Annotated in this window: 31 protein-coding genes, 1 tRNA gene and 1 riboswitch; of the genes, 10 read left to right on the top strand and 22 right to left on the bottom strand. The window is 43.0% G+C overall.

Features of this window, described 5'->3' with window-relative positions:
• The first annotated feature begins 13 nt into the window (after positions 1–13).
• On the top strand, positions 14–1,480 hold the full coding sequence (locus CN378_RS13710) for an aldehyde dehydrogenase family protein (RefSeq protein WP_098352791.1): 1,467 nt from the start codon (positions 14–16) through the stop codon (positions 1,478–1,480).
• Positions 1,481–1,522: 42 nt separating this feature from the next.
• Here CN378_RS13710 and CN378_RS13715 read toward each other — a convergent pair whose 3' ends face one another.
• Entirely contained in the window at positions 1,523–2,560 is a 1,038-nt protein-coding gene (locus CN378_RS13715; protein ID WP_098352792.1) for a ribonucleotide-diphosphate reductase subunit beta, read from the bottom strand.
• A 19-nt stretch (positions 2,561–2,579) separates the two neighbouring features.
• A complete protein-coding gene (locus CN378_RS13720) occupies positions 2,580–4,820 on the bottom strand; it encodes a ribonucleoside-diphosphate reductase subunit alpha (protein ID WP_098352794.1) in 2,241 nt (746 codons plus the stop codon).
• Positions 4,821–4,964: 144 nt separating this feature from the next.
• A riboswitch (cobalamin riboswitch) is annotated at positions 4,965–5,144 on the bottom strand.
• Positions 5,145–5,734: 590 nt separating this feature from the next.
• Between CN378_RS13720 and CN378_RS13730 the strand changes: the two genes are divergently transcribed.
• A complete protein-coding gene (locus CN378_RS13730; protein ID WP_098352798.1) occupies positions 5,735–6,505 on the top strand; it encodes a SurA N-terminal domain-containing protein in 771 nt (256 codons plus the stop codon).
• A 124-nt stretch (positions 6,506–6,629) separates the two neighbouring features.
• The gene (locus CN378_RS22665) at positions 6,630–6,791 is read left to right on the top strand and encodes a hypothetical protein (protein ID WP_179884924.1); all 162 of its coding nucleotides are present in this window, start codon (positions 6,630–6,632) and stop codon (positions 6,789–6,791) included.
• A 55-nt stretch (positions 6,792–6,846) separates the two neighbouring features.
• On the opposite strand, the gene gndA is transcribed toward CN378_RS22665, so the two are convergent.
• The 4 genes from gndA to CN378_RS13750 form a co-directional block, all read right to left on the bottom strand.
• Positions 6,847–8,259, bottom strand: coding sequence for an NADP-dependent phosphogluconate dehydrogenase (gene gndA / locus CN378_RS13735; RefSeq protein WP_098353045.1), 1,413 nt, complete (start codon positions 8,257–8,259; stop codon positions 6,847–6,849).
• Positions 8,260–8,585: 326 nt separating this feature from the next.
• Positions 8,586–9,740: a thiolase family protein gene (locus CN378_RS13740; RefSeq protein ID WP_098352800.1), complete on the bottom strand. Its 1,155-nt coding sequence runs from the start codon at positions 9,738–9,740 to the stop codon at positions 8,586–8,588.
• A 14-nt stretch (positions 9,741–9,754) separates the two neighbouring features.
• The gene (locus CN378_RS13745; protein ID WP_098352802.1) at positions 9,755–10,900 is read right to left on the bottom strand and encodes an acyl-CoA dehydrogenase family protein; all 1,146 of its coding nucleotides are present in this window, start codon (positions 10,898–10,900) and stop codon (positions 9,755–9,757) included.
• 89 nt (positions 10,901–10,989) lie between these two features.
• The gene (locus CN378_RS13750; RefSeq protein ID WP_098352803.1) at positions 10,990–11,757 is read right to left on the bottom strand and encodes a 3-hydroxyacyl-CoA dehydrogenase; all 768 of its coding nucleotides are present in this window, start codon (positions 11,755–11,757) and stop codon (positions 10,990–10,992) included.
• A 179-nt stretch (positions 11,758–11,936) separates the two neighbouring features.
• Between CN378_RS13750 and CN378_RS22975 the strand changes: the two genes are divergently transcribed.
• Positions 11,937–12,065 (top strand): hypothetical protein, encoded by a 129-nt coding sequence (locus CN378_RS22975; protein ID WP_257141145.1) that lies wholly within the window; start codon positions 11,937–11,939, stop codon positions 12,063–12,065.
• Between the two features lie 145 nt (positions 12,066–12,210).
• On the opposite strand, the gene CN378_RS13755 is transcribed toward CN378_RS22975, so the two are convergent.
• Complete coding sequence (locus tag CN378_RS13755; protein WP_034763533.1) at positions 12,211–12,411, bottom strand: cold-shock protein; 201 nt, start codon at positions 12,409–12,411, stop codon at positions 12,211–12,213.
• Positions 12,412–12,773: 362 nt separating this feature from the next.
• Here CN378_RS13755 and CN378_RS22670 point away from each other — a divergent pair, with 362 nt between their 5' ends.
• The gene (locus tag CN378_RS22670; RefSeq protein ID WP_167562135.1) at positions 12,774–12,947 is read left to right on the top strand and encodes a hypothetical protein; all 174 of its coding nucleotides are present in this window, start codon (positions 12,774–12,776) and stop codon (positions 12,945–12,947) included.
• A gap of 155 nt (positions 12,948–13,102) precedes the next feature.
• On the opposite strand, the gene CN378_RS13760 is transcribed toward CN378_RS22670, so the two are convergent.
• A tRNA-Val gene (locus tag CN378_RS13760) sits at positions 13,103–13,174 on the bottom strand.
• A gap of 151 nt (positions 13,175–13,325) precedes the next feature.
• Between CN378_RS13760 and CN378_RS13765 the strand changes: the two genes are divergently transcribed.
• Entirely contained in the window at positions 13,326–13,559 is a 234-nt protein-coding gene (locus CN378_RS13765) for a WYL domain-containing protein (protein WP_098352805.1), read from the top strand.
• A gap of 36 nt (positions 13,560–13,595) precedes the next feature.
• On the opposite strand, the gene CN378_RS13770 is transcribed toward CN378_RS13765, so the two are convergent.
• From CN378_RS13770 to CN378_RS13785, 4 genes are all read right to left on the bottom strand, one after another.
• Positions 13,596–15,581, bottom strand: a complete 1,986-nt coding sequence (locus CN378_RS13770) for a TRAP transporter permease (protein ID WP_098352807.1) — start codon at positions 15,579–15,581, stop codon at positions 13,596–13,598.
• Complete coding sequence (locus CN378_RS13775; protein WP_098352809.1) at positions 15,568–16,089, bottom strand: DUF1850 domain-containing protein; 522 nt, start codon at positions 16,087–16,089, stop codon at positions 15,568–15,570. Before CN378_RS13775 ends, CN378_RS13770 begins: the two co-directional genes overlap by 14 nt.
• Before the next feature lie 100 nt (positions 16,090–16,189).
• Complete coding sequence (locus CN378_RS13780) at positions 16,190–17,185, bottom strand: TAXI family TRAP transporter solute-binding subunit (protein WP_098352810.1); 996 nt, start codon at positions 17,183–17,185, stop codon at positions 16,190–16,192.
• A 312-nt stretch (positions 17,186–17,497) separates the two neighbouring features.
• Positions 17,498–18,052 (bottom strand): phosphatidylglycerophosphatase A family protein, encoded by a 555-nt coding sequence (locus CN378_RS13785; protein ID WP_098352812.1) that lies wholly within the window; start codon positions 18,050–18,052, stop codon positions 17,498–17,500.
• 152 nt (positions 18,053–18,204) lie between these two features.
• On the opposite strand from CN378_RS13785, the gene CN378_RS13790 reads away from it, so the two are divergent.
• The 4 genes from CN378_RS13790 to CN378_RS13805 all read left to right on the top strand — a co-directional run bounded on the left by CN378_RS13790 (position 18,205) and on the right by CN378_RS13805 (position 20,828).
• The gene (locus CN378_RS13790; RefSeq protein ID WP_098352813.1) at positions 18,205–18,930 is read left to right on the top strand and encodes an alpha/beta hydrolase; all 726 of its coding nucleotides are present in this window, start codon (positions 18,205–18,207) and stop codon (positions 18,928–18,930) included.
• Positions 18,931–19,090: 160 nt separating this feature from the next.
• A complete protein-coding gene (locus CN378_RS13795; protein WP_098352815.1) occupies positions 19,091–19,609 on the top strand; it encodes a YjcG family protein in 519 nt (172 codons plus the stop codon).
• 3 nt (positions 19,610–19,612) lie between these two features.
• Positions 19,613–20,035 carry a GNAT family N-acetyltransferase gene (locus CN378_RS13800; protein WP_098352817.1) on the top strand — a complete coding sequence of 141 codons (423 nt, stop codon included), beginning with the start codon at positions 19,613–19,615 and terminating at the stop codon, positions 20,033–20,035.
• A 118-nt stretch (positions 20,036–20,153) separates the two neighbouring features.
• Positions 20,154–20,828, top strand: coding sequence for a DUF421 domain-containing protein (locus tag CN378_RS13805; RefSeq protein WP_098352819.1), 675 nt, complete (start codon positions 20,154–20,156; stop codon positions 20,826–20,828).
• On the opposite strand, the gene CN378_RS13810 is transcribed toward CN378_RS13805, so the two are convergent.
• The 10 genes from CN378_RS13810 to CN378_RS13860 form a co-directional block, all read right to left on the bottom strand.
• Positions 20,825–21,721: an MBL fold metallo-hydrolase gene (locus CN378_RS13810; RefSeq protein ID WP_098352821.1), complete on the bottom strand. Its 897-nt coding sequence runs from the start codon at positions 21,719–21,721 to the stop codon at positions 20,825–20,827. The genes CN378_RS13805 and CN378_RS13810 overlap by 4 nt on opposite strands.
• Before the next feature lie 26 nt (positions 21,722–21,747).
• Entirely contained in the window at positions 21,748–22,026 is a 279-nt protein-coding gene (locus CN378_RS13815) for a hypothetical protein (protein ID WP_098352824.1), read from the bottom strand.
• Positions 22,027–22,194: 168 nt separating this feature from the next.
• Entirely contained in the window at positions 22,195–22,455 is a 261-nt protein-coding gene (spoVIF, locus tag CN378_RS13820; RefSeq protein WP_098352826.1) for a sporulation-specific transcription regulator SpoVIF, read from the bottom strand.
• A 149-nt stretch (positions 22,456–22,604) separates the two neighbouring features.
• On the bottom strand, positions 22,605–22,727 hold the full coding sequence (locus CN378_RS13825; RefSeq protein WP_098352828.1) for a YjcZ family sporulation protein: 123 nt from the start codon (positions 22,725–22,727) through the stop codon (positions 22,605–22,607).
• Positions 22,728–22,807: 80 nt separating this feature from the next.
• Positions 22,808–23,500 carry a DUF421 domain-containing protein gene (locus CN378_RS13830; RefSeq protein ID WP_098352830.1) on the bottom strand — a complete coding sequence of 231 codons (693 nt, stop codon included), beginning with the start codon at positions 23,498–23,500 and terminating at the stop codon, positions 22,808–22,810.
• Positions 23,501–23,515: 15 nt separating this feature from the next.
• Entirely contained in the window at positions 23,516–23,872 is a 357-nt protein-coding gene (spoVAE, locus tag CN378_RS13835; protein ID WP_098352832.1) for a stage V sporulation protein AE, read from the bottom strand.
• A 20-nt stretch (positions 23,873–23,892) separates the two neighbouring features.
• The gene (gene spoVAD, locus CN378_RS13840; protein WP_098352833.1) at positions 23,893–24,909 is read right to left on the bottom strand and encodes a stage V sporulation protein AD; all 1,017 of its coding nucleotides are present in this window, start codon (positions 24,907–24,909) and stop codon (positions 23,893–23,895) included.
• On the bottom strand, positions 24,909–25,379 hold the full coding sequence (gene spoVAC, locus CN378_RS13845) for a stage V sporulation protein AC (RefSeq protein WP_098352835.1): 471 nt from the start codon (positions 25,377–25,379) through the stop codon (positions 24,909–24,911). Before spoVAC ends, spoVAD begins: the two co-directional genes overlap by 1 nt.
• Positions 25,380–25,391: 12 nt before the next feature.
• Positions 25,392–25,859 (bottom strand): sporulation protein, encoded by a 468-nt coding sequence (locus CN378_RS13850; protein ID WP_098352837.1) that lies wholly within the window; start codon positions 25,857–25,859, stop codon positions 25,392–25,394.
• A 262-nt stretch (positions 25,860–26,121) separates the two neighbouring features.
• A complete protein-coding gene (locus CN378_RS13860) occupies positions 26,122–26,478 on the bottom strand; it encodes a DUF1360 domain-containing protein (protein ID WP_098352841.1) in 357 nt (118 codons plus the stop codon).
• Positions 26,479–26,574 lie beyond the last annotated feature (96 nt).

Raw genomic sequence — 26,574 nt, forward strand, 5'->3', positions numbered from 1 at the left:
GAGGAGAATGTTCATGAATACTCAATTTGACAAGCTTTTCATCAATGGTGAATGGGTGGAAGGAAGCAGTGAAAATTCGATTCCCAATCTGAACCCCTTTGACCATACCGAAATAGGTTCCATCACAGCAGCCAGTAAGGAAGATCTCGATAAAGCCTACAAGTCCGCACAAGAAGCCCAGAAATCCTGGGCTCATGAACTTCCTCAAACAAAGAGGGAGATCATGGAAAAGGCCGTCTCCGTTGTGGAAGAAAACAAGGATCTAATTATTGAATGGCTGATCAAGGAGTCCGGCAGCACGTATATGAAAGCTGCTGGTGAAGTGACTGTTTCCATTAACAGCATGAAGGAAGCTGCTACGTATCCGTATAGAATGGAAGGAAAAATCCTGCCCTCCCAGGTTCCGGGGAAAGAAAACCGTGTATATAGAGAACCACTTGGAGTCGTAGGCGTCATCAGCCCATGGAACTTCCCATTCCATTTAGCCGTGCGGTCCATTGCGACTGCCCTGGCAACAGGAAACGGGGTCGTCGTTAAACCGGCCACACATACTCCCGTGACAGGCGGACTTTTATTTGCAAGTATTTTTGAAGAAGCGGGCCTTCCAAAAGGCTTACTGAATGTAGTCGTGGGTAAAGGTTCGGAAATTGGGGATGACATTGTGACTCATCCGATTCCCCGTTTAATATCCTTTACCGGTTCAACCGAAGTGGGGAGACATATCGGTGAGCTTGCAGGAAAGAATCTCAAGAAAACGGCTCTGGAATTAGGCGGGAATAACGTCTTCATCGTCCTTGATGATGCAGACCTCGATCAGGCTGTCGAATCCGCACTATTCGGTAAATTTTATCATCAAGGGCAAATTTGCATGAGCATCAACCGGATCATCGTTCAAAAAGGCTTATATGATAAGTTCGTGGATGCCTTTGTATCTCGTGTAAAACAGCTGAATGCAGGAGACCCTTCGGAAAAAACGACCCATATCGGGCCATTGATTGACCAGAACCAAGTAGACCGGATATTGAAAGATATTGAGAGCAGTAAGGAGCAGGGGGCAGAAGTCGTACTTGGAGGCAGCGCAGATAAGAACTTACTGCATCCTACCGTCATGACCCATGTTTCAAACTCAATGCCGATTGCGAAGAATGAAATCTTCGGACCGGTTGCAGCCATCATTCCGTTTGAAGAGGATGAAGAGGCTATACGTTTAGCGAATGAACACCCATACGGCTTAAGCGGTGCGGTCCACTCTTCTTCCATCGAGAGAGCGACGAACGTGGCGCATCAAGTAGAGACCGGGATGATCCATATCAATGATGAACCCGTGAATGACGAGCCCCATATGCCATTCGGTGGTGAGAAGGATTCAGGGCTCGGACGCTTTAACGGAGAATGGGCCCTCGAAGAATTCACGACGGTGAAATGGGTGGCCGTTCAACATAAAAGAAGGGATTATGGTCCTTTCATTGAAAAAAGATAACAAAAAGCGAGTCGTGCTGACTCGCTTTTTGTTATGGCCTATTTAAAGCTCATCAAATCCATTCGCATCCGATGTCTTCGTGTATTGTCTTGATTTTTGTTCAAAAAAGTCGGTCTTCCCTCTATCCACTTCCTGATAGGCTATGATCCATTTGAGTGGATTGGTCTTGTACCCCTCGAAAGGATCATCAAAACCCAATTGTTTCGCTCTCTTATTGGCCATGAATTTTATATAATCCTCCAGGTCGCTCATTAAGAGACCCTCCATATGGTCTCCGATGATTTCCCTTCCCCACTCTATTTCAAGGAGGGCTGCCTGTTTAAATGTTTCCTTCCCGAAGATATAGAGCTCCTCTGTGCGATAAGACGGATACTCGTTCAACACCTCTTTAAATATCTTTTCAAATAACCCCACATGGATCTGTTCATCCCGATTGATATAATTGATCATCGTACTTGTTGCAACCATTTTCTGGTTCCTCGCCAGATTGTAGAAAAAGGCAAAACCAGAATAGAAGAACAACCCTTCCAGAATGACATCAAAAATAATCGATTTCAATAAATGTTCAACCGTCGGCGCTTCCACAAACCCCTTATATCCATTTGTAATGAATTCATTTCTCTTTATCAGAATGGGATCGTTCTTCCAGTAGTCAAATACTTCATCCTGCTTACTTTTCGAAACAATGCTGGACAAGACATAACTGTAGGAATGATTATGCACAACCTCTTGCTGAGCCAATATGATCATCAGGGCATTCAAACTGGAATCGGTCAGATAATCTGCCACTTTCCCTGCATAATCGGTCTGAACGCTATCAAGAAGGGCTAGCAGCCCAATGATTTTCAAAAAGGAGTTCTGCTCTCTTTCTGATAAAGTAGGGAATTGCTTTATATCCTTGGCCATATTGATTTCAAAAGGGGTCCAGAAATTCCCCAGCATTCTCTTATATTTGGGATAAGCCCAAGAAAATCGCACGTCATCCCAGTTTAATATATTGGAGCTTTCCCCATTTATAATTCCCGTTGATTTATTCGGTGCCTGTGAATCGATCAGGACCCGCTGTTTCAATCCATTCATCTTTCATCCATCCTCCCTGCTAGCTATGACAACTTTCACATTCTTCAAAATTGGACACGGACGTTGACCTGACATAATAAGTGGTTTTCAAGCCGGACTTCCATGCATCGAGATGAAGATCCAATAATTGTTTGGCCTTAATATCATTTCGCACATACAAATTGAACGAAATCCCCTGATCAATATGCCTCTGTCTCTTCTCGTTCTGTTCCACACTCCAATGTTGGTCTATCGTATAGGCCGTCTTGTAATACCAGGTGGTTTTCGGGGATAAATCAGGAGCGGTAACTGGAATCTTGTAATCTTTCTTTTCTTCGGAATACTGGAGCCTGAATATCGGATCGATGCTCGCAGATGATCCAGCGATGATGGAAGTGGAAGAATTGGGTGCAACGGCCATTAGGTATCCGTTACGCATCCCTTTGTCAGAAACCTCATCCCTTAATTCAATCCATCTCTCACTGGAATATCCACGCTTTGTAAAATACTCTCCCGTGGACCAGTCCGATCCTTCGAAATAAGGATATGCCCCCTTCTCTATTGCCAGTTCGTGACTTGCTTTTATCGTGTAGTAAGCAATCTCTTCATAAAGGAAATCACAATAGTCCACTGCCTCCTTGCTTTCCCATTTTAATCCTTTTAACGCAAGAAGGTGATGCCATCCGAAGGTGCCTAACCCGATTCCCCTATACCGTTGATTGGTTATTTGAGCCTGAAGCACTGGAAGGTCATTCAAATCGATCACATTATCCAGAAGCCTTACCCCTATGGATACGACTCTTTTCAACTCATCTTCCATAATGGCCTTGGCTAAGGAGATGGAGGCGAGATTGCAGACGACGTAGTCTCCCGGTGACTTGTAGGTCACAATCTTCCCGTCTTGTATCACTTCTTCTTCTACGACCGTGGCACTCATATTCTGAGCGATTTCCGTACATAAATTACTGCAATAGATCATCCCTTTATGGTGATTGGCATTTAAACGGTTGACTGTGTCCCGGTAAAACATATAGGGGGTCCCCGTTTCGAGCTGGGATATCATGATCCGCTTAAAAATGTCAATTGCCGGCACCACTTCCCTCGAAAGGGATGGGTGGGCCACACATTCCCGGTATTTCTCCCGAAAAGAACCACCGCCTTCTTTTTCGTCATAGAAATCTTCCAGGGAAAACCCCATGACCACTTTCACTTCATGAGGGTCAAATAGATACCAGTCTCCTCTACTCTCCACTTGTTCCATAAATAAATCCGGTATAGAGACACCTGTGAAAAGGTCGTGGGTCCTTTGCCTTTCGTCCCCATTGTTCAGGCGGGTATCAAGAAAGGGAAAGATGTCTTTATGCCAGGCATCTAAATAGACGGCAATCGCCCCTTGACGCTGACCTAATTGATCGACGGAAACCGCCGTATTATTCAGCTGCTTCATCCAGGGGATGACTCCTGAACTCACCCCTTTAAAGCCTTTAATATCACTGCCCCTGCTTCTTACCTTCCCCAAATAAATACCAAGTCCTCCGCCATTTTTGCTCAGGGTGGAAACGTCTGTATTGCTGTCATAAATGCTTCTTAAGTCATCCTCCACAGTATCTATGAAACAGCTGGATAACTGGCCATGGCTTTTTCCTGCATTCGCAAACGTAGGCGTTGCCACCGTCATATACAAATTGGAGAGGGCCCAATAAGCTTCTTTAATCAATGACATTCTCTTTCCTTTCGCTTCGTTCCTGAACAGCGTCATGCTAATGATCATAAAGCGCTCCTGAGGCAACTCCAGAATTCTTCCTTCATGGGACTTTGTTAAATACCTTTCGGCCAATGTAACGATTCCTATGTAAGTAAAAAGATCGTCACGGCTTGAGTCCAACATCGACCCCAGATGTTCCATTTCCTCCCTATTATATGAATCCAGCAGTGCCGGGGAGTATAACCCTGCTGCGGTTAAGTCTTTGATTCGTTCATAGAAGGATCCGTAAAGATCGGCTTCTGGTATCCCCCTTGCCCGGGAGACTTTATGATATAGATCCTTTATATATATCGATTGGGCCACATAGGTCCATCCCGGTTCTTGTGAGGTGATCCGTTCAACGGCTGCCAGGATCATGAAATGATAGAGCTTTTCTTTGGTCAGATCGGTCTGTTGATTTGCATATAACAAAATCTTCTCATTGTATTCTTCGAAATAAAGATCCGAAAACCGATTGTGCAGAGTATCAAGAATTCCTTCCACTTCTTTTTGCTGTTCATTTACTGTAATTGACATAACTATTCCTCCCATTTTACACAGTGGGGAGGGAGTACAAAGAAAGCCCATCCTTCTAATAGGATGGGCTTTATAAATACGGAGATAGTAATAGACTTCCGGCTATTTCAATCCTCGCTTTATCCTCCCAATTCCCGAAGAAGATAACACGTGATAAATAAGGCAGGTCTCCTGACTCGCGCTTCATTCTACTTTAAGGCCTTCCCATCGATACGACAGTGGCAGTTCCTTATTTCGTCAGCACTTACAGTTGCGGGGACAGCTCCGGATTCTCACCGGATTCCCTTTTAAGTCTCATCAGACACCTTATTCACAGGTTATAATCAATATGTAGTTATATATATAGTCATAAACACAAAATATTGTGTTCTCTATTATCTTATATGATTTAAAGCGTATTTTCAAGTGAATCCATAAACTTTTAAAAGTATCGCTTTTTACATTCTCCCCTCTTAAATATGCTTATAATTATTGTTTTTCATGAAAAGGGCTGAAGAAGATGGAATAGCGCATGGAAATGGACAGAGGTCAGCCCTCATCTCCCCATATGTTGGTTGAGCCGACTCCCCTTGAGTCTCTATAATTCAAATAGAAGGTTGTTTGACAGTATTCTTTGGTCCCCAATATTTTTTAAGGTTGTTTAAATGGAGAATGCCTCGATTTAAGCAGCCTCTTTTTTTAGCTTTGCATGTAATAATTCTCTTCTTTTTTACATCTTCTTTTTGGGTGGTTACTCCTTTGTAATCGCATGCATAATGGTATTGAAAAGGATAGTTGGGTATCCCTCTGTGTTTCATCCTTATTACAATCAATACTTTTTGGCCTAAATACTTTCTTTTTACGGGTTTTTCATTTAAAATGCGCATTAAGTGATTTTTTTGGAAATCACACCTTAGTTCTGAAAGGAGTCTATTATGAAGAAACTATTAACGACTTTACTAGTAGCATTATTATCAATTGGACTAGCCGCTTGCGGTTCGGATGAGGAGAGCCAAAAAGCTGACGATAAACCGAAAACAGAAGCCTCTGACAAAAAGGCACAAGAAGAGCAAGCGAAGAAAATGGAAGAAATGCAAAAGAAAATGGATGAACAAAAGGTGGAAAAAGACAAGGTCGTTGCCATTGTCAATGACGAAAAAATCAAAGGTGAAGATTTTAACAATGTCTTGACTCAATCACAGATGCAGTATCAACAAATGGGACAGGACCCGACAAGTAAAGATGCGGCAAAGAAAATCAAAGATCAAACCATCGACAGTCTGGTTGGGCAAACCCTTCTTATGCAGCAGGCTGATGAAAAAGGCTATAAAGCAACAGATGATGAAATCAACAAACAGCTCGAAGAAGTGAAAAAGCAATACAAAGATGACAAGCAATTCAAAGAAGCCATGAAAAAAGCCGGATTTACAATGGACGAGCTGAAAACTCAAATTGCTGAGAACATCAAATACACAAATTACGTTGAAAAAGAAATCAAGGTCGACGAAGTGACTGAAGATGAAATGAAGAAGTTTTATGATCAGTATGCCAGCCAACAAGGTCAGGATCAATCAAAGGATGCACCAAAGTTTGAAGATGTAAAACCACAGATCAAAACTCAGCTGGAACAACAGAAGAAACAGGAAAAACTTGTTCAGCATGTGGAAGACCTAAAGAAAAATGCTAAAATCGATGTAAAAATCTAACCCGTATGTCAGAAAGCCGCCTTCATCAGGCGGCTTTCTTTTTTTCAATATCCTTTGGGAGGTTTTCCACCCTGCCACACGGGTATGGTATAGGAAGCAATCATTTTAAGGAGGACAAACCATCATGACGAAGAGAACAAATGATAACCCTGAGAATGCCGAACAGTCCCAAGAAAGTATTCTTGATCAGCATGAAACTGAGCAGAATGTAGACCCTGTCCCTATCGACGAATTAAAAAAAGATCAGCGTGACGAAAAGAACAAACACGATACAAAAGATGATTAATGACTTATAATGAGCATGAAAGAAGCCCTGTGGGATATCCACAGGGCTTCTTCTTTTATTTAGATAACCAATCTGTATGGAATGTACCTTCTTTGTCAATGCGCTGATACGTATGAGCACCGAAATAATCCCTTTGGGCCTGAAGCAGGTTGGCCGGCAGTGACTCAGAACGGTAGCTGTCATAATAGGCTAATGCACTGGCAAGACCAGGAACAGGAATACCTAATGTAATGGCTGTTGCCACTACTTCCCTTGCTTCATCCTGATAATTTTCCACAATTTCCTTGAAGTATGGATCCAATAATAAATTCGTTAATCCCGGGTCACGATCATAGGCATTCTTGATTTCTTCGAGGAAACCTGCACGTATGATGCATCCACCTCTGAAGATCATGGAAATCTCACCCGGTTTCAGATTCCAATCGTACTCATCCGAAGCCGATTGAAGCTGCGCGAATCCCTGTGCATAAGAACAAATCTTGCTCAAGTACAAGGCCTTCCGAATACTTTCGATGAACTCCTGTTTGTCTCCAGTGAACTCTTTGTTCTTCGGCCCTCTCAAGATCTTGCTTGCCTTCACACGCTCTTCCTTCATGGCTGAAATGAAGCGGGCAAATACGGATTCAGTGATGATCGATAGTGGGACCCCTAGTTCAAGGGAGCTTATGCTCGTCCATTTACCGGTACCTTTTTGTCCTGCCGTATCCAAGATGACATCCACAAGGGGCTTTCCTGTTTCCTCATCCACCTTTGTGAAGATATCCGCAGTGATTTCAATCAGATAGCTGTCCAGTTCCCCCTCATTCCATTCTTTGAAGATTTCATGCAGTTCTGTTGCACTTAATCCCAGCACATTCTTCATCAGGTAATACGCTTCGCAAATAAGCTGCATATCACTGTATTCTATTCCGTTATGGACCATCTTCACGTAATGGCCGGATCCGTCTGGACCGATATATGTACTGCATGCATCCCCTTTTACCTTCGCGGCAATGGCTGTCAGGAAAGGTTCGACTAAGTCGTAAGCCTCTTTTTGTCCGCTTGGCATGATTGCCGGGCCGTATAATGCACCCTCTTCCCCACCGGAAACCCCTGCTCCAATGAAGTTGATCCCCTTTTCATCCAAGGCCTTGTTGCGGCGAATCGTATCTTCAAAGTATGTGTTCCCACCGTCGATGAGAATATCACCTTTATCAAGGTGAGGAAGCAATGAATCAATGGCTTTATCTGTAATCGTACCGGCAGGCACCATGATCAAGATTTTACGCGGGACTTCCAACGATTGAACAAATTGTCCCACATCATGTGTACCGGCCAATTGTTTCCCTTGATGCTCTTCAAGGACTTCTTTTACCTTTTCATCTGATACATCATATATAGAAACTGAATAGCCTCTGCTCTCAAAGTTCAAGGCGAGGCTCTTCCCCATCACTCCGACGCCGACGACTCCTATTTGTTGTTTTGTCACTACGATCATTCCTTTCAAATACGAATAAATAGATCTCTTCACTGTTATTATAATACGAAATAAATTTCCGTGGTGGATTTTTCGTGAAATAATATTTTTTCATCCGGTAAAATAGATTGAAATTATTTTCATACCTGTCATATTTTCAAGGAAAACTCAATTATGGATGAAAGACACCACTCTGTTTACCACGAATCCCTTCTCCTTACTCATCATTGTAGAGAAAAAGAAAAGAGGATGGCTGATTTTATTATTGCTAATCCTGAAAAAATTATCCATTCATTTAGAGGGACGGACCTTGGTCAAGGTCCGTCCCTCTTGTTTACTTATGCATCCAATCTTTCGATGATGGTGGCATTGGCCATACCATGTCCTTCACACATGGTTTGCAGGCCGTATCTGCCGCCGGTACGTTCAAGCTCATGCATCATACTGACCATGATTCTCGCTCCACTGGCCCCCAATGGATGCCCGAGTGCGATTGCCCCTCCATTCGGATTCAACCTGGCAGGATCTGCTTCCATTTCCTTCAACCATGCCAGGGCCACGGGAGCAAACGCTTCATTGACTTCAAAAACGTCAATATCCTGGGCAGACAGCCCGGCTTTTTGAAGGGCTTTCCTGGTTGCAGGGATCGGTCCCGTTAACATGAGGGTTGGATCAGACCCAACCACCACACGGGTATGAACCTTAAAGCGGGCTTTTAACCCTAATTCCTCTGCTTTTTCTTTCGACATAAGAAGGAGAGCTGCTGCCCCATCACTGATTTGACTGGCATTCCCAGCATGAATGATCCCATCTTCCTTAAAGGCGGGTTTTAATTTCCCCAGCACCTCGAGTGACGTTTCTTTTCTTGGTCCTTCATCTTTGGTGAAGAGAAACGGGTTTCCGTCATCCCCTTTGACTGTCACGCCATAAATTTCACGATCAAAATGTCCGTCTTCTTGTGCCTTTAAGGCTTTTTGATGACTATTATAAGAAAAGCGGTCCAATTCTTCACGGGTAAACCCATACTTTTCAGCAATCCGTTCGGCCGATAACCCCTGATGAATGATTTCGTGCTTTTCCCTTAACTTTTCACTAAAGCCCACTCCCTGATAATTAGAGCCGATAGGAGTCCTTGTCATGTTCTCCACCCCACCTGCAATGACGACCTCCATGTCCCCTGAAAGAATGGCTTGTGAAGCAAAATGAACGGCCTGCTGACTGGAACCGCATTGACGGTCAATCGTTGTGCCGGGAACTTCAATCGGGAACCCGGCGATTAACGCAGCCACCCTGGCAATATCCCCTGCCTGCTCACCCGACTGCGTCACACATCCTAAAATGACATCATCAATCATTCCCGGATCCACCCCGGCCCTTCCTGTCAGTCCTTTTAATATTTCACCTGCCAAATCGTCCGCTCTCATCATTCCCAGGGCCCCTTTTCTCCTTCCGACAGCAGACCGTATCCCTTCTATAATAACGACCTCTCTCATCCCACTCTCCCTTTCTATAATCCCAGATTCTTCGCTATGATTACTTTCATGATTTCATTGGTACCGGCATAGATGCTTGCGACTGGTATATCCCGATATCTCCTTGCGATCTGATACTCTTCCATATAGCCATACCCGCCATGGAGCTGCATGCATTGCGTAGCGATATTCCGTGCCATTTCCGTCAGCTTGTATTTTGCCATGGAAACCTTCGTGACAACATCCAGCCCGTCCATATGCTCTCTGATCAACCCATCCAGAAACGCTTTTCCCATTTCGATATCAGTGGCCATTTCCGCCATTTTGAATCGGGTATTTTGAAATTGACTGACAGGCTTACCAAAGGCTTCTCGGCTCTTCACATATTCCATCGTAAGGGAGAACATTTCTTCAGAAGCCGTCTGGGCCGCTATCGCGACGACCAGCCGTTCCTGCTGCAGCTTGTTCATGAGATAAAGAAATCCCCTGCCTTCCTCTCCGATCAGGTTCTCTTTCGGTACTTTACAATCTTCAAAGATGAGTTCAGCCGTATCCTGACAGTGCAACCCGATCTTATCCAGCTTGCGACCACGTGAAAAGCCTGCCGCATCCCTTTCAATCGCCAATAAACTGACACCTTTGTGGGGAGGATCACTCTTTGGATCGGTTTTGACGGCGACAATCACTAAATCAGCATGGATACCATTTGTAATAAAGGTCTTTTGGCCATTCACAATATAATGGTCGCCTTCAAGGACTGCCGTTGTTTTGATGCCGGCTAAATCAGAACCCGCCCCTGGTTCTGTCATGGCTATGGCTGTAATCATTTCTCCACTTGCGCATAGGGGCAGCCATCTCTTTTTCTGTTCAACAGTCCCATATCCGGATATATAGGGGACGACAATATCATTGTGGAGCCCTATTCCAATCAAGCCTGATCCAACCCGTTCCAATTCTTCATTGATAATGACCGAGAAGCCCCAATCGACACCGCTTCCCCCATACTTTTCATCGAGATCGGGACAGAGAAATCCCTGTTCCCCCATCTTCGTCCAGAATGATCGGGGAACCAGCCGGTTTTTCTCCCACTCTTCATAAAATGGATACGCCTCTTTTTTTAAAAATTTCCGGAGTGCCTGTTGAAACATGCGGTGATCTTCCGTTAAGTAAGGATGATTCATTTCTGTATCCCTCATTTCTGATGTGTGGTCAAGAATAAAGCGTTTTTATTTTTAAATGAATGAACCTGCATTCACTTCGACCTCACACATTATTTAGGCTGCATCCTGATTGCGCCGTCGAGCCGAATGGTCTCCCCGTTCAGCATCGGATTTTCGAGTATACTTTTCACTAAATAAGCATATTCAGATGGATAACCGAGTCTTTTTGGAAAAGGAACCGTACTCCCCAGGGACTGCCTTGCCTCTTCTGGAAGCGTGTCAAACATGGGGGTGTGAAATAAGCCCGGAGCAATCGTCATGACCCTGATTCCATCCCGTGCAAGCTCTCTGGCAATCGGCAGTGTCATGCCTACAACCCCGCCCTTTGAAGCACTGTAGGCAGCCTGGCCGATTTGGCCGTCAAAGGCCGCAACAGACGCTGTATTCACAATCACACCTTTTTCTCCGTGCACATTCGGTATATTCCCAATCATTTTCTCTGCAGCCAGACGGATGACATTGAAGGTACCGATCAAATTGATCTCAATCACTTTGGAAAATTGCTGTAGTGAGTGGATTCCTTTCCTTCCCAATACTTTTCCAGGCGGTGCGATACCTGCACAATTCACAACCGTATTAATCCCGCCAAAAGCTTCTACCGCTCTATCAAGGGCATCTTTGACGTTCTCTTCCTTTGTTACATCCGTTTCATAAAAATCCATGGAGTCCCCATATTCTTTCTTTAAAGTGGAGCTTCCCTCACCATCGAGGTCCAGAATATATACCTTCCCCCCTTCTTCCATGATTTTTCTTGCTGTCGCTTCACCCAGTCCGGAAGCGCCGCCAGTAATGACGGCAACTGAATCTTTTATTTCCATCCCATGACCCCTCCACTCTAAATGCTTATACTTACATTTTAGCTCCCCATTCAGAAAAAAGATATAATGTTTTAAATATTCCGTCTATTATAGCCATTACCCTTACTTACCAGGAATACAGGCATACATAGAGTAAAAACTAATGTTGTATCACCAATTCACATCCAGGAGGAACCATGATGACCAATAAAAATGATAACAGAGAACGGAAAAATAAATATCCAAACAACAAAAAAAGCGATACTGAATTCTCAAAGGATGTCAGTATCCGCAGTGAAATGACGAAAAGAGATTTAGGTAAGAAATAGTGGTGTAAAGATGAGCCTATTGGAAATGACGTGCATCGTTTCAATAGGCTTGTTTTATGGTAGGAGGAGGAGTCATGATCTTAAAAATCCCCATAAAAAAAAACAGACTCACGAATGAGTCTGTTTTTGAAGTTGTAAAGTTAGATTATGCTTTACGTACGTTAGCTGCTTGTGGTCCACGAGCACCTTGTTCAACGTCGAAAGATACTTCTTGACCTTCGTCAAGAGATTTGAAACCTTCACCTTGAATCGCTGAGAAGTGTACGAATACGTCGTCTCCACCTTCTACTTCGATGAATCCGAAACCTTTTTCTGCGTTAAACCATTTTACTTTACCATTTTCCATGTTTGTTGCCTCCTAAAGTGCATGACGCACAATGTATTACTATTCTTGCGATATCAGGTGAAAACCAAATCTTGTTCTTCCCTCGTATACCGGACAAAAATAATTCTTCTATAGAATAACAGTAATGAATCAAATAAGCAAGTTCTTGAAGACGAACTTTTGAAAGTCAGACCTCTTACCTGATTTTACTACATTCATCTTTTCCTTTGATTTCACTAATCTACAGAAAAAAATCCATGACCATTTACGACCATGTGCTCCATACGACGAATTGTAATCGCTTTATATTGATAATCACTCATGGGAGTCTAAATTAGAGGGAAAACTGTGGTATAATGATTAAATATGAAAGGGAGTGCCCAATGAAATCCACAAAAAATCGCTTCAGTAATGGTTCTATGGTGACGATCAAGGAAACGGGAGAAACAGTGACAATTTTAAAATGGCAATACGTTAAAAACATGAAGAGATATTCTTATATCGTAAAAGAACATCCAGGCACATTTTATTTTGAAGAAGAACTGGAAGTAAACTAAAAAAGCCATCATTCTTTTAAATATGATTTTGACAAGGACTCTTACCCGCATTCAGCAGAGTCCTTTTTCATTTTCATTCAATCAAAAAAGCTGAGGGTGTTCATACACGATAAAAGAAGCCTGCATCATTTAAGATGCAGGCTTCTTTCTATGTATGACCTGTGAGGGATTCGAACCCACGACCCCTTCCCTGTCAAGGAAGTGCTCTCCCACTGAGCTAACAAGTCGTGATGAGGAGTATATATTCTATTATATTCATGATTAAAATATTGTCAATGGTTTTCTACTAAATAATTCTCCCCTTTTTGATTGCTGTCATGTATAAAGGAACATTCGTTCGTATATACTGTCAGTACATTCACGTTAGGGGGCCACGAAATGATGAGGTTATTAAAGCGTTCACTGATGGATCGATGTCCCATCGAAATCATCTATATGACTTCTGATCTCCAATGTACGAAAAGAAGGATATTGGTGAAAAAAGTTGAAAAGAACTATATCACGGCCTACTGCTTTTTCAGAAAAGATATCCGCAGGTTCAGGATCCACGATATATTAGCTGCTTCTCCTCTCCTTCCTCATTCTAATCGAACGATTTGCTTTTACAAATAAGAGGCTGAACCCCTGAATGGATTCAGCCTCTCTTTCTTACGCCGTTACTCTTGTTGGTGTTTTGTCTTCTCTTTTAATAAAGAATTGCAGAGCCAGCATGACTCCAAATAATACCAGGCCAAGGATATCTGACATCCCTTCCGGATAGATCAGTAATAACCCGGCTGCTACACAAAGGAAACGTTCGATGACGAATACTCTTCTGTACCAATAACCAATCATACCGGCACCGATCGCCATCATCCCTGTAATGGCCGTAAAGACGACCCAAAGTAATCTTGGAATCGTTGTATCGATCATTAACAGTTCAGGCGAGAGTACGAACATATAAGGTATGATGAAGGCGGCAATGGCCAGTTTAGCGGAATTGACCCCTGTCCGTATCGGCTCTCCTCCCGACACCCCGGCAGCGGCAAATGCAGCCAGTGCCACAGGAGGCGTGATATCGGCAATGATCCCGAAGTAAAACACGAATAAGTGAGCCGCTAACTCAGGTGCCCCTAATAATATGATCGCTGGAGCAGCGATCGTCGATGTAATGACATAGTTCGCCGTTGTCGGAGAACCCATGCCGAGTACAATCGACGCAATCATCGTGAACACCAATGTAAGGATCAGCTTGCCTTCTGACGAATTGGTCAGATCAGCTGCTAAGTCTACCAGTCCATTTGCAAGGGTCAGTCCCAACCCCGTTTTCGTCACAACGCCGACGATCATACCGGCTGCCGCTGTCGCCACAGCTACAGACAAGGCAGTTCTGGCACCATCAACAAGGGCATCTACAGCATCCTTGAAACCGATTCTTGTATCTTTTCTGATCGCACTGACTGCAATTGTAATGACAATCGACCAAAGGGCAGCACGCATAACACTCATTCCGCTAACCAACAAAATGATGACGGCAAGGATCGGAAGCAGAAGGTAAATCTTTTTGAATACTTCTTTACGGTTTGGCATTTCCTCATCCGATAACCCGCGGAGCCCTATTCGCTTCGCCTCAAAGTGAGTCATGATCCAAATCCCGGTAAAATAAAGAACGGCAGGAATCGAGGCAGCTTTCGCGATATCCCAATAGGAAATTCCTCCAATGAACTCGACCATCAGGAAAGCGGCAGCTCCCATGATCGGCGGCATCAGCTGGCCACCTGTCGATGCAGCCGCCTCTACCCCTCCTGCAAACTCTTTACGGTACCCAAGCTTCTTCATCATAGGGATGGTGAAGGAACCCGATGTTACGACGTTCGCAACCGAGCTGCCACTGATCGTTCCTTGCAGGGCACTGGAGAAGATCGCAACCTTCGCGGGTCCACCGACACGCTTTCCGGCTATCGATACAGCCAAATCATTAAAATATTGTCCGACTCCGGTTTTCACCAGAAATGCCCCGAACAACAGGAACAGGAAGATGAAGGTGGCTGATACGTATAGCGGAGTACCAAGGATCCCTTCACTAGTAAAGAACATCGTTTTCACGATATCGTCCCAGTCATATCCTCTATGTGCAAGGAATCCAGGCATCAGCCTGCCGTAATACATATACAGGATGAAAGCAGAAGCAATGATCGTGATCGGTAACCCGACCGCACGACGGGTAGCTTCCAATACAAGGATCATAGCAGCGAAACCGACATAAAAGTCCAGCTGTGTCATCAATCCGACCCTGCTGACGATATCATCCTGCATGATCGGCCAATAAGCACCTATCCCTACAGAAATGGCTGAAAGAACAATATCATACCAGGCAATCTTGTCTTTCTTCAGATACTTCTTTCGGGCAGGAAATAAAAGAAACACTAATGAAAGGGCGAACCCTAAGTGAATAGACAAAAGCAATTGCCTTGGGATGAATTGAAAAATGGATGCTACTAATTGAAATAATGAAAATGCCAATAACCCGAAGAATATAATCCATTTGAACGTTCCATGGTGGAATTTCCTCGTGGAAGATTCCGGATCGTATTTTTCAAGTAACTCCTGTTGTTGCTCTGCAGTCAAAGACTCAAACTCTTTATCTTTTTCCAACTACAGTCACTCCTTTCCACTGATCGTAAAGTGATTGTTTCTTCAATTGAACCCGAACGACAGACCCTTTGACGAAATAGTCGGCTAAAGGGTACTCTTTCCCCTCAAGCACGAGACGGTGATTCGCGACGACTTGGCCAATTCTGATATCAATGTAAGGAAACACTTTTTCCATATTCGAAATTAAATATTTGCCGTCCTTCGTCACTTCAAAGATTTCATTTCCTTCTGCATTGGCCGGCATTCCAATGGCAGTATCTTCATAAAGCAATTTGGTTTGATGAATTTGATTTGATAATGTCGACTCATAAAACTCTTCTACTTCCGATAGATGGATAGAGTGAGTATATCGAACCGAAAACGAATGATTGTCGGGGAGGCTGAAAAGGACAGAGTCCCCTGTTGTACTTCTCGGTTCTATGACCAAAAAGGTTTGTAAGGGTATTAAAAGGATGAATCCGATACATAGAATCAGGAGAATCGCTCCCAGAGATGTGTATTTCCTCATAAAGAATTCCCCACCATTCCATTGTTAGGCTTTTAGCTGAATCAAAACAAAAGAATAGACCGTAAGCGGCCTATCCCTTCGTTCATCACCTGGTGTGAACCTATTCCATTGAAATTCCTTTTTCATCGAAGTATTTCTTTGCACCAGGATGTAATTCGATTCCCATGCCTTTAAGGCCGTCTTCAGCTTTGATCAGCTTGCCTTTTGCGTGGGTGATTTTATCCGTGTTTTCAAAAATGGCTTTTGTTACATCATAGATGACATCTTCAGAAATGTCAGCGTTCGTCACCAGCATGGCACGAACGGCAACCGTTGATACTGCATCATCCACCTTACTGTATGTCCCTGCAGGAATCTCATCCTCTGAGTAGTATGGATACTTCTCGATCAATTCGCTGACTTTATCTGACTCTACAGGCACGATTGCGATATCTTCTGTCGCAGCCAGACCTTCGACCGCTCCAGTTGGAGTACCCGATGTGATGAATGCCGCATCGATTGTACCATCCTGGATCCCTGTCGTTGAATCATCGAATGATAGATTACGAGCTTCTAAATCTTCCAGCTTAATACCATGAACCTCAAGGATCTGAGTGGCATTCAGCAATGTACCGGAACCAGCTTCACCTACAGAAACGACTTTTCCTTTAAGATCTTCCACTGATTTGATACCTGAATCCTTCGTTGTTACAATCTGGATTGTTTCTGGATAAAGAGTCGCAATACCTCTTGCGTTCTCTACTTTGTTATCTTTGAACATTTCTGTACCTTCAGACGCATAAGATGCAATGTCCGTTTGCGTAAAAGCGATTTCAGTTTTGCCGTCTTTCACAGCGGCCATATTCTCTGCAGATGCACCTGAAGTGGATGCAGAAGACTTGATTCCGGTTTCATCCTCGATGATCTTAGCGAATGTTCCGCCTAACGGGTAATATGTACCCCCTGTTCCACCTGTAGCAATTCCAATGAAGTCAACCTCTTTGTTACCTTCACCATCAGATGATGAACCTCCACCTGATCCGCCGCCGCATGCAGCAAGAATGACAGATAGAACTAGAAGTAGTGCAGTGCTTAGAAATAAACTGCGTTTTTTCATATTCTAATTCCCCCTATTAAATTTTATACGTTAACGAAATAATTGTAACACAGCCTGTAACAATCTTGTCAAATCAAATACATAAACTTTTAACATTTTTCATAAAAAACCTCTTTATATTGTATCCTTACGAAAAAACTCCACTATTAAGCCATCCTTTTGTCTATACAGACCGTACGAATGAATAGGAAATGTATAAAGCGTTTACAACGAATATAGTTTTATTTCATCTGCTACGCATATCTGTCCACATAACAAAGACTGAAGATGAATATACATTCTTCAGTCCCTCTGTTATATAGCAGGTTCCATTTAGCCGATTAATTCCTCATCCTCGAACTTCAACTTATCTTCTTCTGAAATATTCTCTTCACGGTCTCTCAAACTATGGGCAATCCTTGAAGAAGCATTGGCAGCTATGCTTGCAACGATATCATCCAGAAAAGTATGGACACCCTTTCCGTTTTTTGTATCCAATTCACGGATGATCCCGATCTTATTTTTGTCAAGATGACCAAAGGTGGTCACGGCAATACTTCCATATCCAAGAGCAGCCCCAAGTGCGATGGTCTCATCGACTCCAAACAGACCTTCATCTGTTTCCACGATTGATTGAAGTGGTTCTGACAGCTTCTTCTGTTCAGCAAGCTGATCCAATTCGACTCCGACCAGAATCGCATGCTGAATCTCCCTTTTTAAAAGAACTTTCTTCACGCTATCGATACAATCTTCCATATGCAGCTCATGATTATATGGGTATTGCATTTCATAAACGATTTCGGCTATATCCTCTATGGATACCCCACGATCTTTAAGCCTCTGTAAAGCAGCCTTTGTGACATCTTTTGAGTGAACAGGTTTATTCATACTCATTCCCCTTTCTCTTGCATTCCGTTCTCTATTAAAAATTATATCACTCTTTTGAATTTTCGTATTGCAATCCGTTTTTGGGAATTATGAATGAGATTATGATACAATCTTTCTGTAAACGTTAACACTGATTACAGGAGGCTATCGTCATGACAACTGCAAGAGGAACCGTAACCGAATTAAACCTCTTTAGTAACGAGCTGAATGAAGAGATGAAGATGCTCGTTTATTTACCGGCAACCTATTCTCCACTTTATAAATATTCCCTGCTCATCGCACAAGATGGGAAAGATTACTTCCAGCTCGGAAGGATCCCGCGGCTCGCGGATGAATTGCTTTCCAACAGGGAAATTGAGAATATGATCATTGTAGGGGTCCCATACAAGGACGTGGATGATCGAAGAAGGAAGTATCACCCCCATGGTGAGGAAAATGATGCATACATCCGCTTTTTGGCACATGAATTGGTCCCATATTTAGATGAGCATTACCCGACTTATCATATGGGGATGGGACGAGCCCTTGTTGGGGATTCACTAGGTGCAACGGTATCTTTGATGACCGCATTGAAATACCCGAACACATTTGGCAAGGTTCTCCTTCAATCTCCTTTCGTCAATGAGAAAGTGTTGGATGCAGTGGATGACTTCACACAACCTCACCTGTTGAGCATTTACCATATTATTGGCCAGCAGGAAACCGAAGTGAAAACGACAGACGGAAAAGTAAAGGACTTCTTACAACCAAACCGACAGCTCCACGAAACATTCGATCAAAAAGGATTTTCTTCCTTCTACGATGAATTTGAAGGGGACCACACATGGAAACATTGGCAGCCTGATTTAAAGCGCGCATTAAAAATGATGTTCAGCTGAATTTAAGCGACAAGGGCCCTCCTTGTCGCTTAAGTCAATATATGTATGAGAGCTCCAGGAACACCCCATTCCTCTTTCGTTCGCCCTATATTAAATTTTTGAAAAATTTGCTATACTATACATATTACAAAGATAGTTAAATAGAGGAGGATTGAAGAAAATGAATTATGGTATAGTCATTTTCCCATCGAAAAAGCTTCAAGATATCGCGAACTCTTATAGGAAACGCTATGATCCTCATTATGCATTGGTCCCGCCACATTTGACTCTAAAAAACGTCTTTAGTGCAGATGATGATCAAATTAAAGATATCGCGGGAAAACTTTCTGCCATTTCAAAAAAATACGATCCATTCAATTTAAAAGTGTACAAAGTAAGTTCCTTTCAACCAGTAAACAATGTGATTTATTTCAAGGTCGAGTCTAAGCCTGAACTGCAGGGACTGCACGATGACATGCATAACCAAAACTTCATGGGTGACGAACCGGAATTCGCTTTCGTTCCTCACATCACGATCGCCCAGAAGCTATCGAATGATGAACATTCGGATATTTTCGGATCACTGAGCATGCTCGGTATCGATCATGAGGAAACAATCGACCGTTTCCACTTGCTGTATCAGTTAGAGAATGGTTCCTGGACCGTTTACGAAACATTCCGATTAGGAAAGGAAGAATAAACGTTGAAAGTCATCATTGCTAAGACGGAAGATCAGCTCCAGGAAGTATTCAACATCCGGAAGACGGTTTTTGTAGAAGAACAAAAGGTCCCACTTGAAGAAGAAATCGATGAACATGAAAACGACTCCACCCATTTTGTGCTATACGACCAAAATGATGCGGTCGGAGCCGGGCGTTTTCGCATTCTCGATGGAGCAGGGAAAGTGGAAAGGATCTGCGTCCTTAAATCCATCAGGGGAAAAGGGGCTGGACGTGAACTGATGCTCGCCATTGAAGAATACGCGAAGCAGCAGCCCTTATCACAATTGAAGTTAAATGCTCAAACATATGCCATCCCTTTTTATGAAGGGTTAGGGTATGAGGTTACATCCGATGAATTCCTGGATGCCGGCATCCCTCATAAAACAATGAAAAAGACTATCTAAAAAAGAACAGGCTATCTAGTTTCAGGACTAGATTACCTGTTCTTTTTTGTTTCATCCATTCGTATATTCAGATCTCAACTCGTCGATAATGGTGAAGTGTATGGAAAGGGGGAACACCATGGAAATCAAGTCCATTGCCATCGAGTTGATCGTTGGATATTTCGCTTTGCTCATCCTGACTAAAATCCTTGGAAAAACACAAATCACCCAAATTTCAGCCTTTGATTTCATATCTGCTTTAATTCTCGGTGAGCTTGTGGGTAACTCCCTATATGACGGAAAAACAACCGTGCTTCAAATTCTCTCTGCCATTTCAATTTGGGGAAGTTTGATCTTCATCACTGAATTCTTCACTCAAAAATCAAGGCGGTTTCGCCATATGCTCGAGGGAACTCCATCGTTAATCATTAATAAAGGGCAGATAAATTTTAGCGAACTAAGAAAGAATCATCTGGATTTGAATCAACTACAGCATTTACTTCGGGCAAAAGATGTTTTTTCCGTAAGAGAATGTGAATATGCCCTTTTGGAATCAGACGGCACGTTGAGCGTCATTCGCAAGCCCCTTTATGATATGGTACAGCGGCAGGATCTTCAATTACCAATCAAGGCCGCCACCCTCCCTCTTTCATTGATCGTCGATGGCGAAATCGTCCATGATAATTTAATCCTTGCCGGACAGGAAGACACTTGGTTGCTGAATGAAATAAAAAAACAAGGCTTCCACTCCGCACGGGACGTCCTATACGCCGAATGGGAAGATGGGAAAACCTTGTTGGTTCAAGGATATTAATGGGGCTTTATGATGAGTTCATTATCCTGAATCAAAAACGACAGGAGTTTCTTCCGTTCGAGACTGGTAAGGTATGCTGTAACCGACGCCCTGAACAGCAGCCACTGCCCCACATTCAATACGGTGATGGTATGTAGATCCAAATATTTTTTCATGATGAGATCAAGTGTCTGTCCATTGGGGCATTCATTGACCACCGCTAACAGGGAGTCCATTCTTCCTTCGTGAAGTTCAATGTTTTCCTTCACCGTTGGTGTGATGTCTTCTTCGAAACTACCATGCCCCGGGATTGCTCCTTTACATGGAATGTGAAGGAGTTTTTCTAATGATTCCAGGGTTTGATCTGCATCTATGATAAAGGGGATCACATGCTTCTTCAACGTCTCACGACCAAAATAACTGTCTGCAGCATAAAGAATGTCTTCAATCAGGAGACCCACCTGACCATGGGAATGACCAGGTAAATCAATTGCGTCAAAGATGAATGGACCTATGCTGTTTTCTCCTGTAGAAAGCTCGCCATCCACCTCCACTGCCGGTCCTTCAAGGAATTTATTTCGTAATTCCTTTATAGGAACTGCCCCATTGAACAAATAAATGGGTTCCAAAATGGAATTCTCAATGATTGCTTTTTCCAATTTAGGGGCGAATAATGAAATATCGTACTTTTTTTTAAGATAGTGGGCACCGCCAAAATGATCGGCGTGTGCATGGGTGATTACGCAATAATCAAGGGGTAGTCCTTCCCCCTCCAACATCCTGACTACCTTCTTCACAGCCGAATCGTCCAATCCGCTATCGATCAAAAGTCCTTTGCCTTCTTTCACACAATAACCAATCGTCACGGCACCGGTAAATGCAAAGCAATGTTCTGTAAATTTCTGAAATTTCAAGTCAATACCTCCAATGAATATATTCACTAAACATATTCGTTGAAGTGTTTTCCTTTTCCTGTTAGCTGTGCTAATAATGTGGATGGGATGGATGGTTTGCCAGTTGTTTTATATGAAGTTGTCCTTTGTTTGAAATGATGAGATCCATCTGTTGATTCTGTTTCTTCGGGATGGGTTTTTGCTTTATTTTTCAGTGGTTTAATGGGTTGGATGGGAAAAAAGCTGAAAGGGTGTTTATCAACCTTTAATTCTCTTTCCTGATATTGTTTATATTGATAGTGAGGAATTGGCGCAATATATCCCATTTTTATTACCTCCTTGGTATTATTTACCCCAGATTGGATTTTGAAAAACGTTTGGATGCTTATCTTCCTGACACTCTCCAGTTTCCTTCAAAAAGAAAGAAGAATTAACATAAAATACGTGTCTCCACGCTTCTTTATGTCCATTCTCCTTAATTTTGTAAAATTCTTTTATTTCTTTCCCTTGTTTAACATATTGGAAATTGTACTGAAGTCCAATTGCTTTCCGTCGTTCACGATCGATTGGACAATTTTGTCTTCCATTTCCTTGTTTACAGGTTTTTTGGCAATTTTAGATACACGTTTGATGACGCTCCTGACCGTTGCTTCATCTTTAAAGTTCGCATTTTGTAAGGAGTTTGCAAGCTCCAACACTTCGTTCATGTTAACGCCTGTCTTCTTCTCTAAATTCTTAAAAAAGTTATTATTCATGTTCATCACGCCTCCTTTTAACTATAAGCATCTTATGTAAAAAACCCGGGAGCGTGAATTGAATATGAAATTTATTTATGCCCTCATTTCCGTACAAAACAAAAAGACAAAATCCCTCCAATATAGGATTCTGCCTTTTGTACCCCTTTCTAACAGAAGCTTGCTCCAACGATAATCAAGAGAATGAAAAGCACAACGATCAATACGAAAGTTGAGCCGTAACCGCCTCCGTATCCATAACCACATCCACCGTAACCATATCCATAAGGCATTTTAGTATCACCTCTCTTTTACCTCTAGTCTCTTATAACATATGTAGAAAGAGAGGAGAATGTATGGGCTTTTGGATAATTTATTGTGTGTTTGTCCAATCATACAGGTCGAAGGTCAAGTTTCCTTCAGAATCTAATTGAGCAAGAAAAATGGAATCCACCTTCAGTTTCCTTTTCGACAGTTCTTTAACTAACCACGGGAGGGGAAAACCTACTTCCGACAGGGCTTTTTGATCAACTTTCCCATCTGTTATGACGGCCTGTGGAGGGGAAGACTTTTGTAATAGATCAAATACATCTTCCCGAACAAGCGGTTGTTTTTCTTTTTTCAGCATGACACTAAGGTCCCCATTGGTGTCCAGTGATGCGAATTCTACATCGGCTGCACGGAACACATCCTTTTTACGCAATTGTTCCAACAGTTCATCAACGGAATATTTTTCTTTTTTCAATGCTTTTTCATCAATATCTCCATTCTTGATGAAGACCGTCGGCTTTCCTTCTGCAAATCTTCTAAAGCGTATACTCTTCAGTGATAAGAATGAAAACAACAGGGGAAACGCAAACCATAATAAAATACTCATCAGCCCTTCACTTAGGGGTAAGTTCAAGTCCATTGATAGAGTTCCCGCAATGCTTCCCACCGTGATTCCGGTGATATATTCGAAAAAAGATAATTTCGACAGCTGTTTCTTCCCTAATAATTTGGTGATGGCAAACAGGGAAAGCAGGATAAATATACTTCTGAGTGCCACCTGTAAGTATTCAGGCATCTATTTTCACCTCTATCATCCCTTTGGTTTAAAGAGCAGCGCTCCAATAAAGCCGAATATGATAGCAGAAGAGATTCCGGAGCTTGTCACTTCGAACATACCCGTCAGCACCCCGACCAATCCATGTTCGCCCGCTTCCTGCATGGCTCCGTTTACTAGTGCGTTCCCAAAGCTTGTAATGGGTATGGTCGCTCCGGCACCCGCAAAGTCGATGAGAGGCTCGTATAAGCCGAACCCGGAAAGGACGGCGCCTGAAACAACCAGCAGGCTTAAGGTGTGGGCCGGTGTTAATTTCGCCACATCAAACAGTAATTGTCCGATTACACAGATGATACCGCCTATCGTAAAGGCCCAAAAAAACATCGCTAACACTCAATTTCCTCCTTTCATCCCTACATATATTCAATCGACACCGCATGAGCAATACAAGGAATTGATTCACCTTGTTGAAATGTCAGGGGTGATAACAGCGCTCCTGTCGCTATGACTAAGATGCGTTTATAGGTTCCTTTTTTCATTTCATTCAATAGATGCCCATATAATACGGTCGCTGAACACCCAGGTCCACTTGCCCCTGATTGCACCGGCTGATTTTCACCGTAAATCAGCATCCCGCAGTCTTTAAATTGCTGATCATTGAGTGTATATCCTTTTTGCTTCAGCATTTCAACTGCCGTCTGTCTTCCGATCCTTGCGAGGTCTCCAGTAATAATGAGATCGTAGTACGAAGGATCCCTATCCAGATCCTGAAAATGACCAGTGATGGTATCAACGGCCGCCGGGGCCATGGCACCACCCATATTAAATGGGTCCTTCAATCCCATATCCATCACCTTCCCGATCGTTGCAGACGTCACTCTCGGAGTCGGCATTGTGACTGATGCCCCCTCCCCAATTACAGCGTAACCTGCCCCAGTTACCGTCCATTGAGCGGTTGGAGGTTTCTGGCCGCCATATTCAGTAGGATAGCGGAACTGTTTCTCGGTTGCGGAGTTATGACTGGAGGCCCCCGTAACGACATGATGAGCGCCATGGTAGTTGACTAAAAATGCTGAAAGAGCGAGGCCTTCCATTGATGTCGAACAGGCTCCGAATAATCCGAAGTATGGAATTCCATTGGTTCTTGCAGCGAAGCTTGAAGGGGTAATTTGGTTGATCAGGTCCCCTGTTAAGAAAAATTGAATATCACTTTTTTGAAGTGATTGTTTTTCCAATGCAATCTGAACGGCATCCTCAATGAGGGTGCGATTGGCTTTTTCATACGTATCCTGCCCCATCCATACATCATCGTAAAACTGATCGAAGTCAGAGGTGAGGTTTCCTTTTTTTTCAAAAGGTCCACCCACCACACCGGTTGAAAGAATGGCCGGGTTGGTAGGAAACACCCATGATCGTTTGCCCTGGAGCATTAGATCACCCCCAATTGGATTAAAATGGTCTTGATTAGGGCAACGACAAAAGCGGAAAAGACCCCGAAGACGATGACAGAGCCCGCGAGTTTGAAAATATTCCCGCCAACACCAAGGACGAGACCTTCTGTTCTATGCTCAATGGCCGCAGAAATCACGGCGTTCCCAAAGCCGGTGACAGGGACGGCACTTCCCGCCCCGCCAAATTGGCCGATGCGGTCATACACCCCGAAGCCCGTCAGCAGCATAGCCAGAAAGACCATCGTGGCGACCGTCGGATTCCCTGCCGTCTGCTCCGTGAAGTTGAAATAATAAATATACATGTACGTGACCGCCTGTCCGACTAAACAGATGAAGCCTCCGACGAAGAACGCCTTGATGACATTTTTAAGTAAGGGACGCTTTGTTTCATATTGTTTTTCTAACTGCTCATACTTTTTCTGTTCGGGTGTTTTTGGTGTTTTCCCCACGAAACATTCCTCCTACGTTTTTTCCTTTTGAAGCCTCACGATATCCTTGAACCTTGTTTCAGCATCTTTCTTGGATATCGACCCATTTTTCAGTTTTTCTTTTAAGCGGATGGTTTCGAGAAAGATTTTATAATCACTGGATAATATAAAATCTTCTTTAGGATATTTATCTTCCAAGTAACGGTCCATTTTTTTTTCAATGCTTTTCATTTTGAATCGGTGCAGATGTTTCACTTTGTACACAACGAGCGTTTCTTTTTTCCCTTGGATGACAGCTACATCGTAGAGCTCGTTCATTTTGGAGATTTCCCTTTTGATGGCATGCCCATAGCTGTCCGTCTCAGGGTTGTCGACTAATTCAATTGGGGGCGGATTGGTTTTCTTCATAAGTGCAATCTTGCTGTCGCTTCCATCTTCCTTATTTGCGCATCCGACCAACACAAATAAAGCAAGCGGAATGATGATTCGGTTTTTGATCATGCTATATCCCTCTTTTACTTGTACTCACCCTTTATTTTTTTCATAAAGTCATTTTTTATGAAAAAAAGACTGCCCAATTTGAGCAGTCTTAGCTTTTTTTCACTTTCGATCCACAACCGCATCCCTTTTTCTTGGTGGATGAGTTTCCTTGTTTCTTTGTATTTGTAGAGGTTTTCTTCACTATTTATTTCCTCCTTTTTCCTTATTCCCTTTTTAGTATATGTGAAGAAATCCAAGCTTGTTTCCACTAATTACCTAAGTATCAGTCAGTTTTCAAACTTTGGACTACAGCTTCCAAGATAGCGGCAATTCCTGCGACAGCCAAAAGAGTGATGAAAGGAATGAAATAAAGCGGGAAAAAGAAGTATCCTCCATACAGGAAGATCGATACCCATATACCCGTACACCAATAACAGGACAACAACTCACCGATAAACCCCGTCAGCCCACCCTTTTTAGGAGTGATATAGACCGCTTCCTCGCCATTCTCTTCCACCTCTATCGATTCATCAAAAAATGGGGCTCTTAAAAATTCAGTGATCTTGTCAAAGACAATGAGATGGGTTAATCGAAATATGGCTAACCCAAGGGCGAGCAGTTCAACGAAAGTTAGCTGCAATGGAAAGACTCCCTTCATTTCGCAAATTATACAAGCCCAAATTTCCAAAAGAGGGCAGATGTCCGTTACCTAAATACCCACTAGACAATATGTTAG

Origin of the sequence: Bacillus sp. AFS015802 (assembly GCF_002561455.1) — a bacterium.
Classification (GTDB): Bacteria; Bacillota; Bacilli; order Bacillales; family Bacillaceae_B; genus Rossellomorea.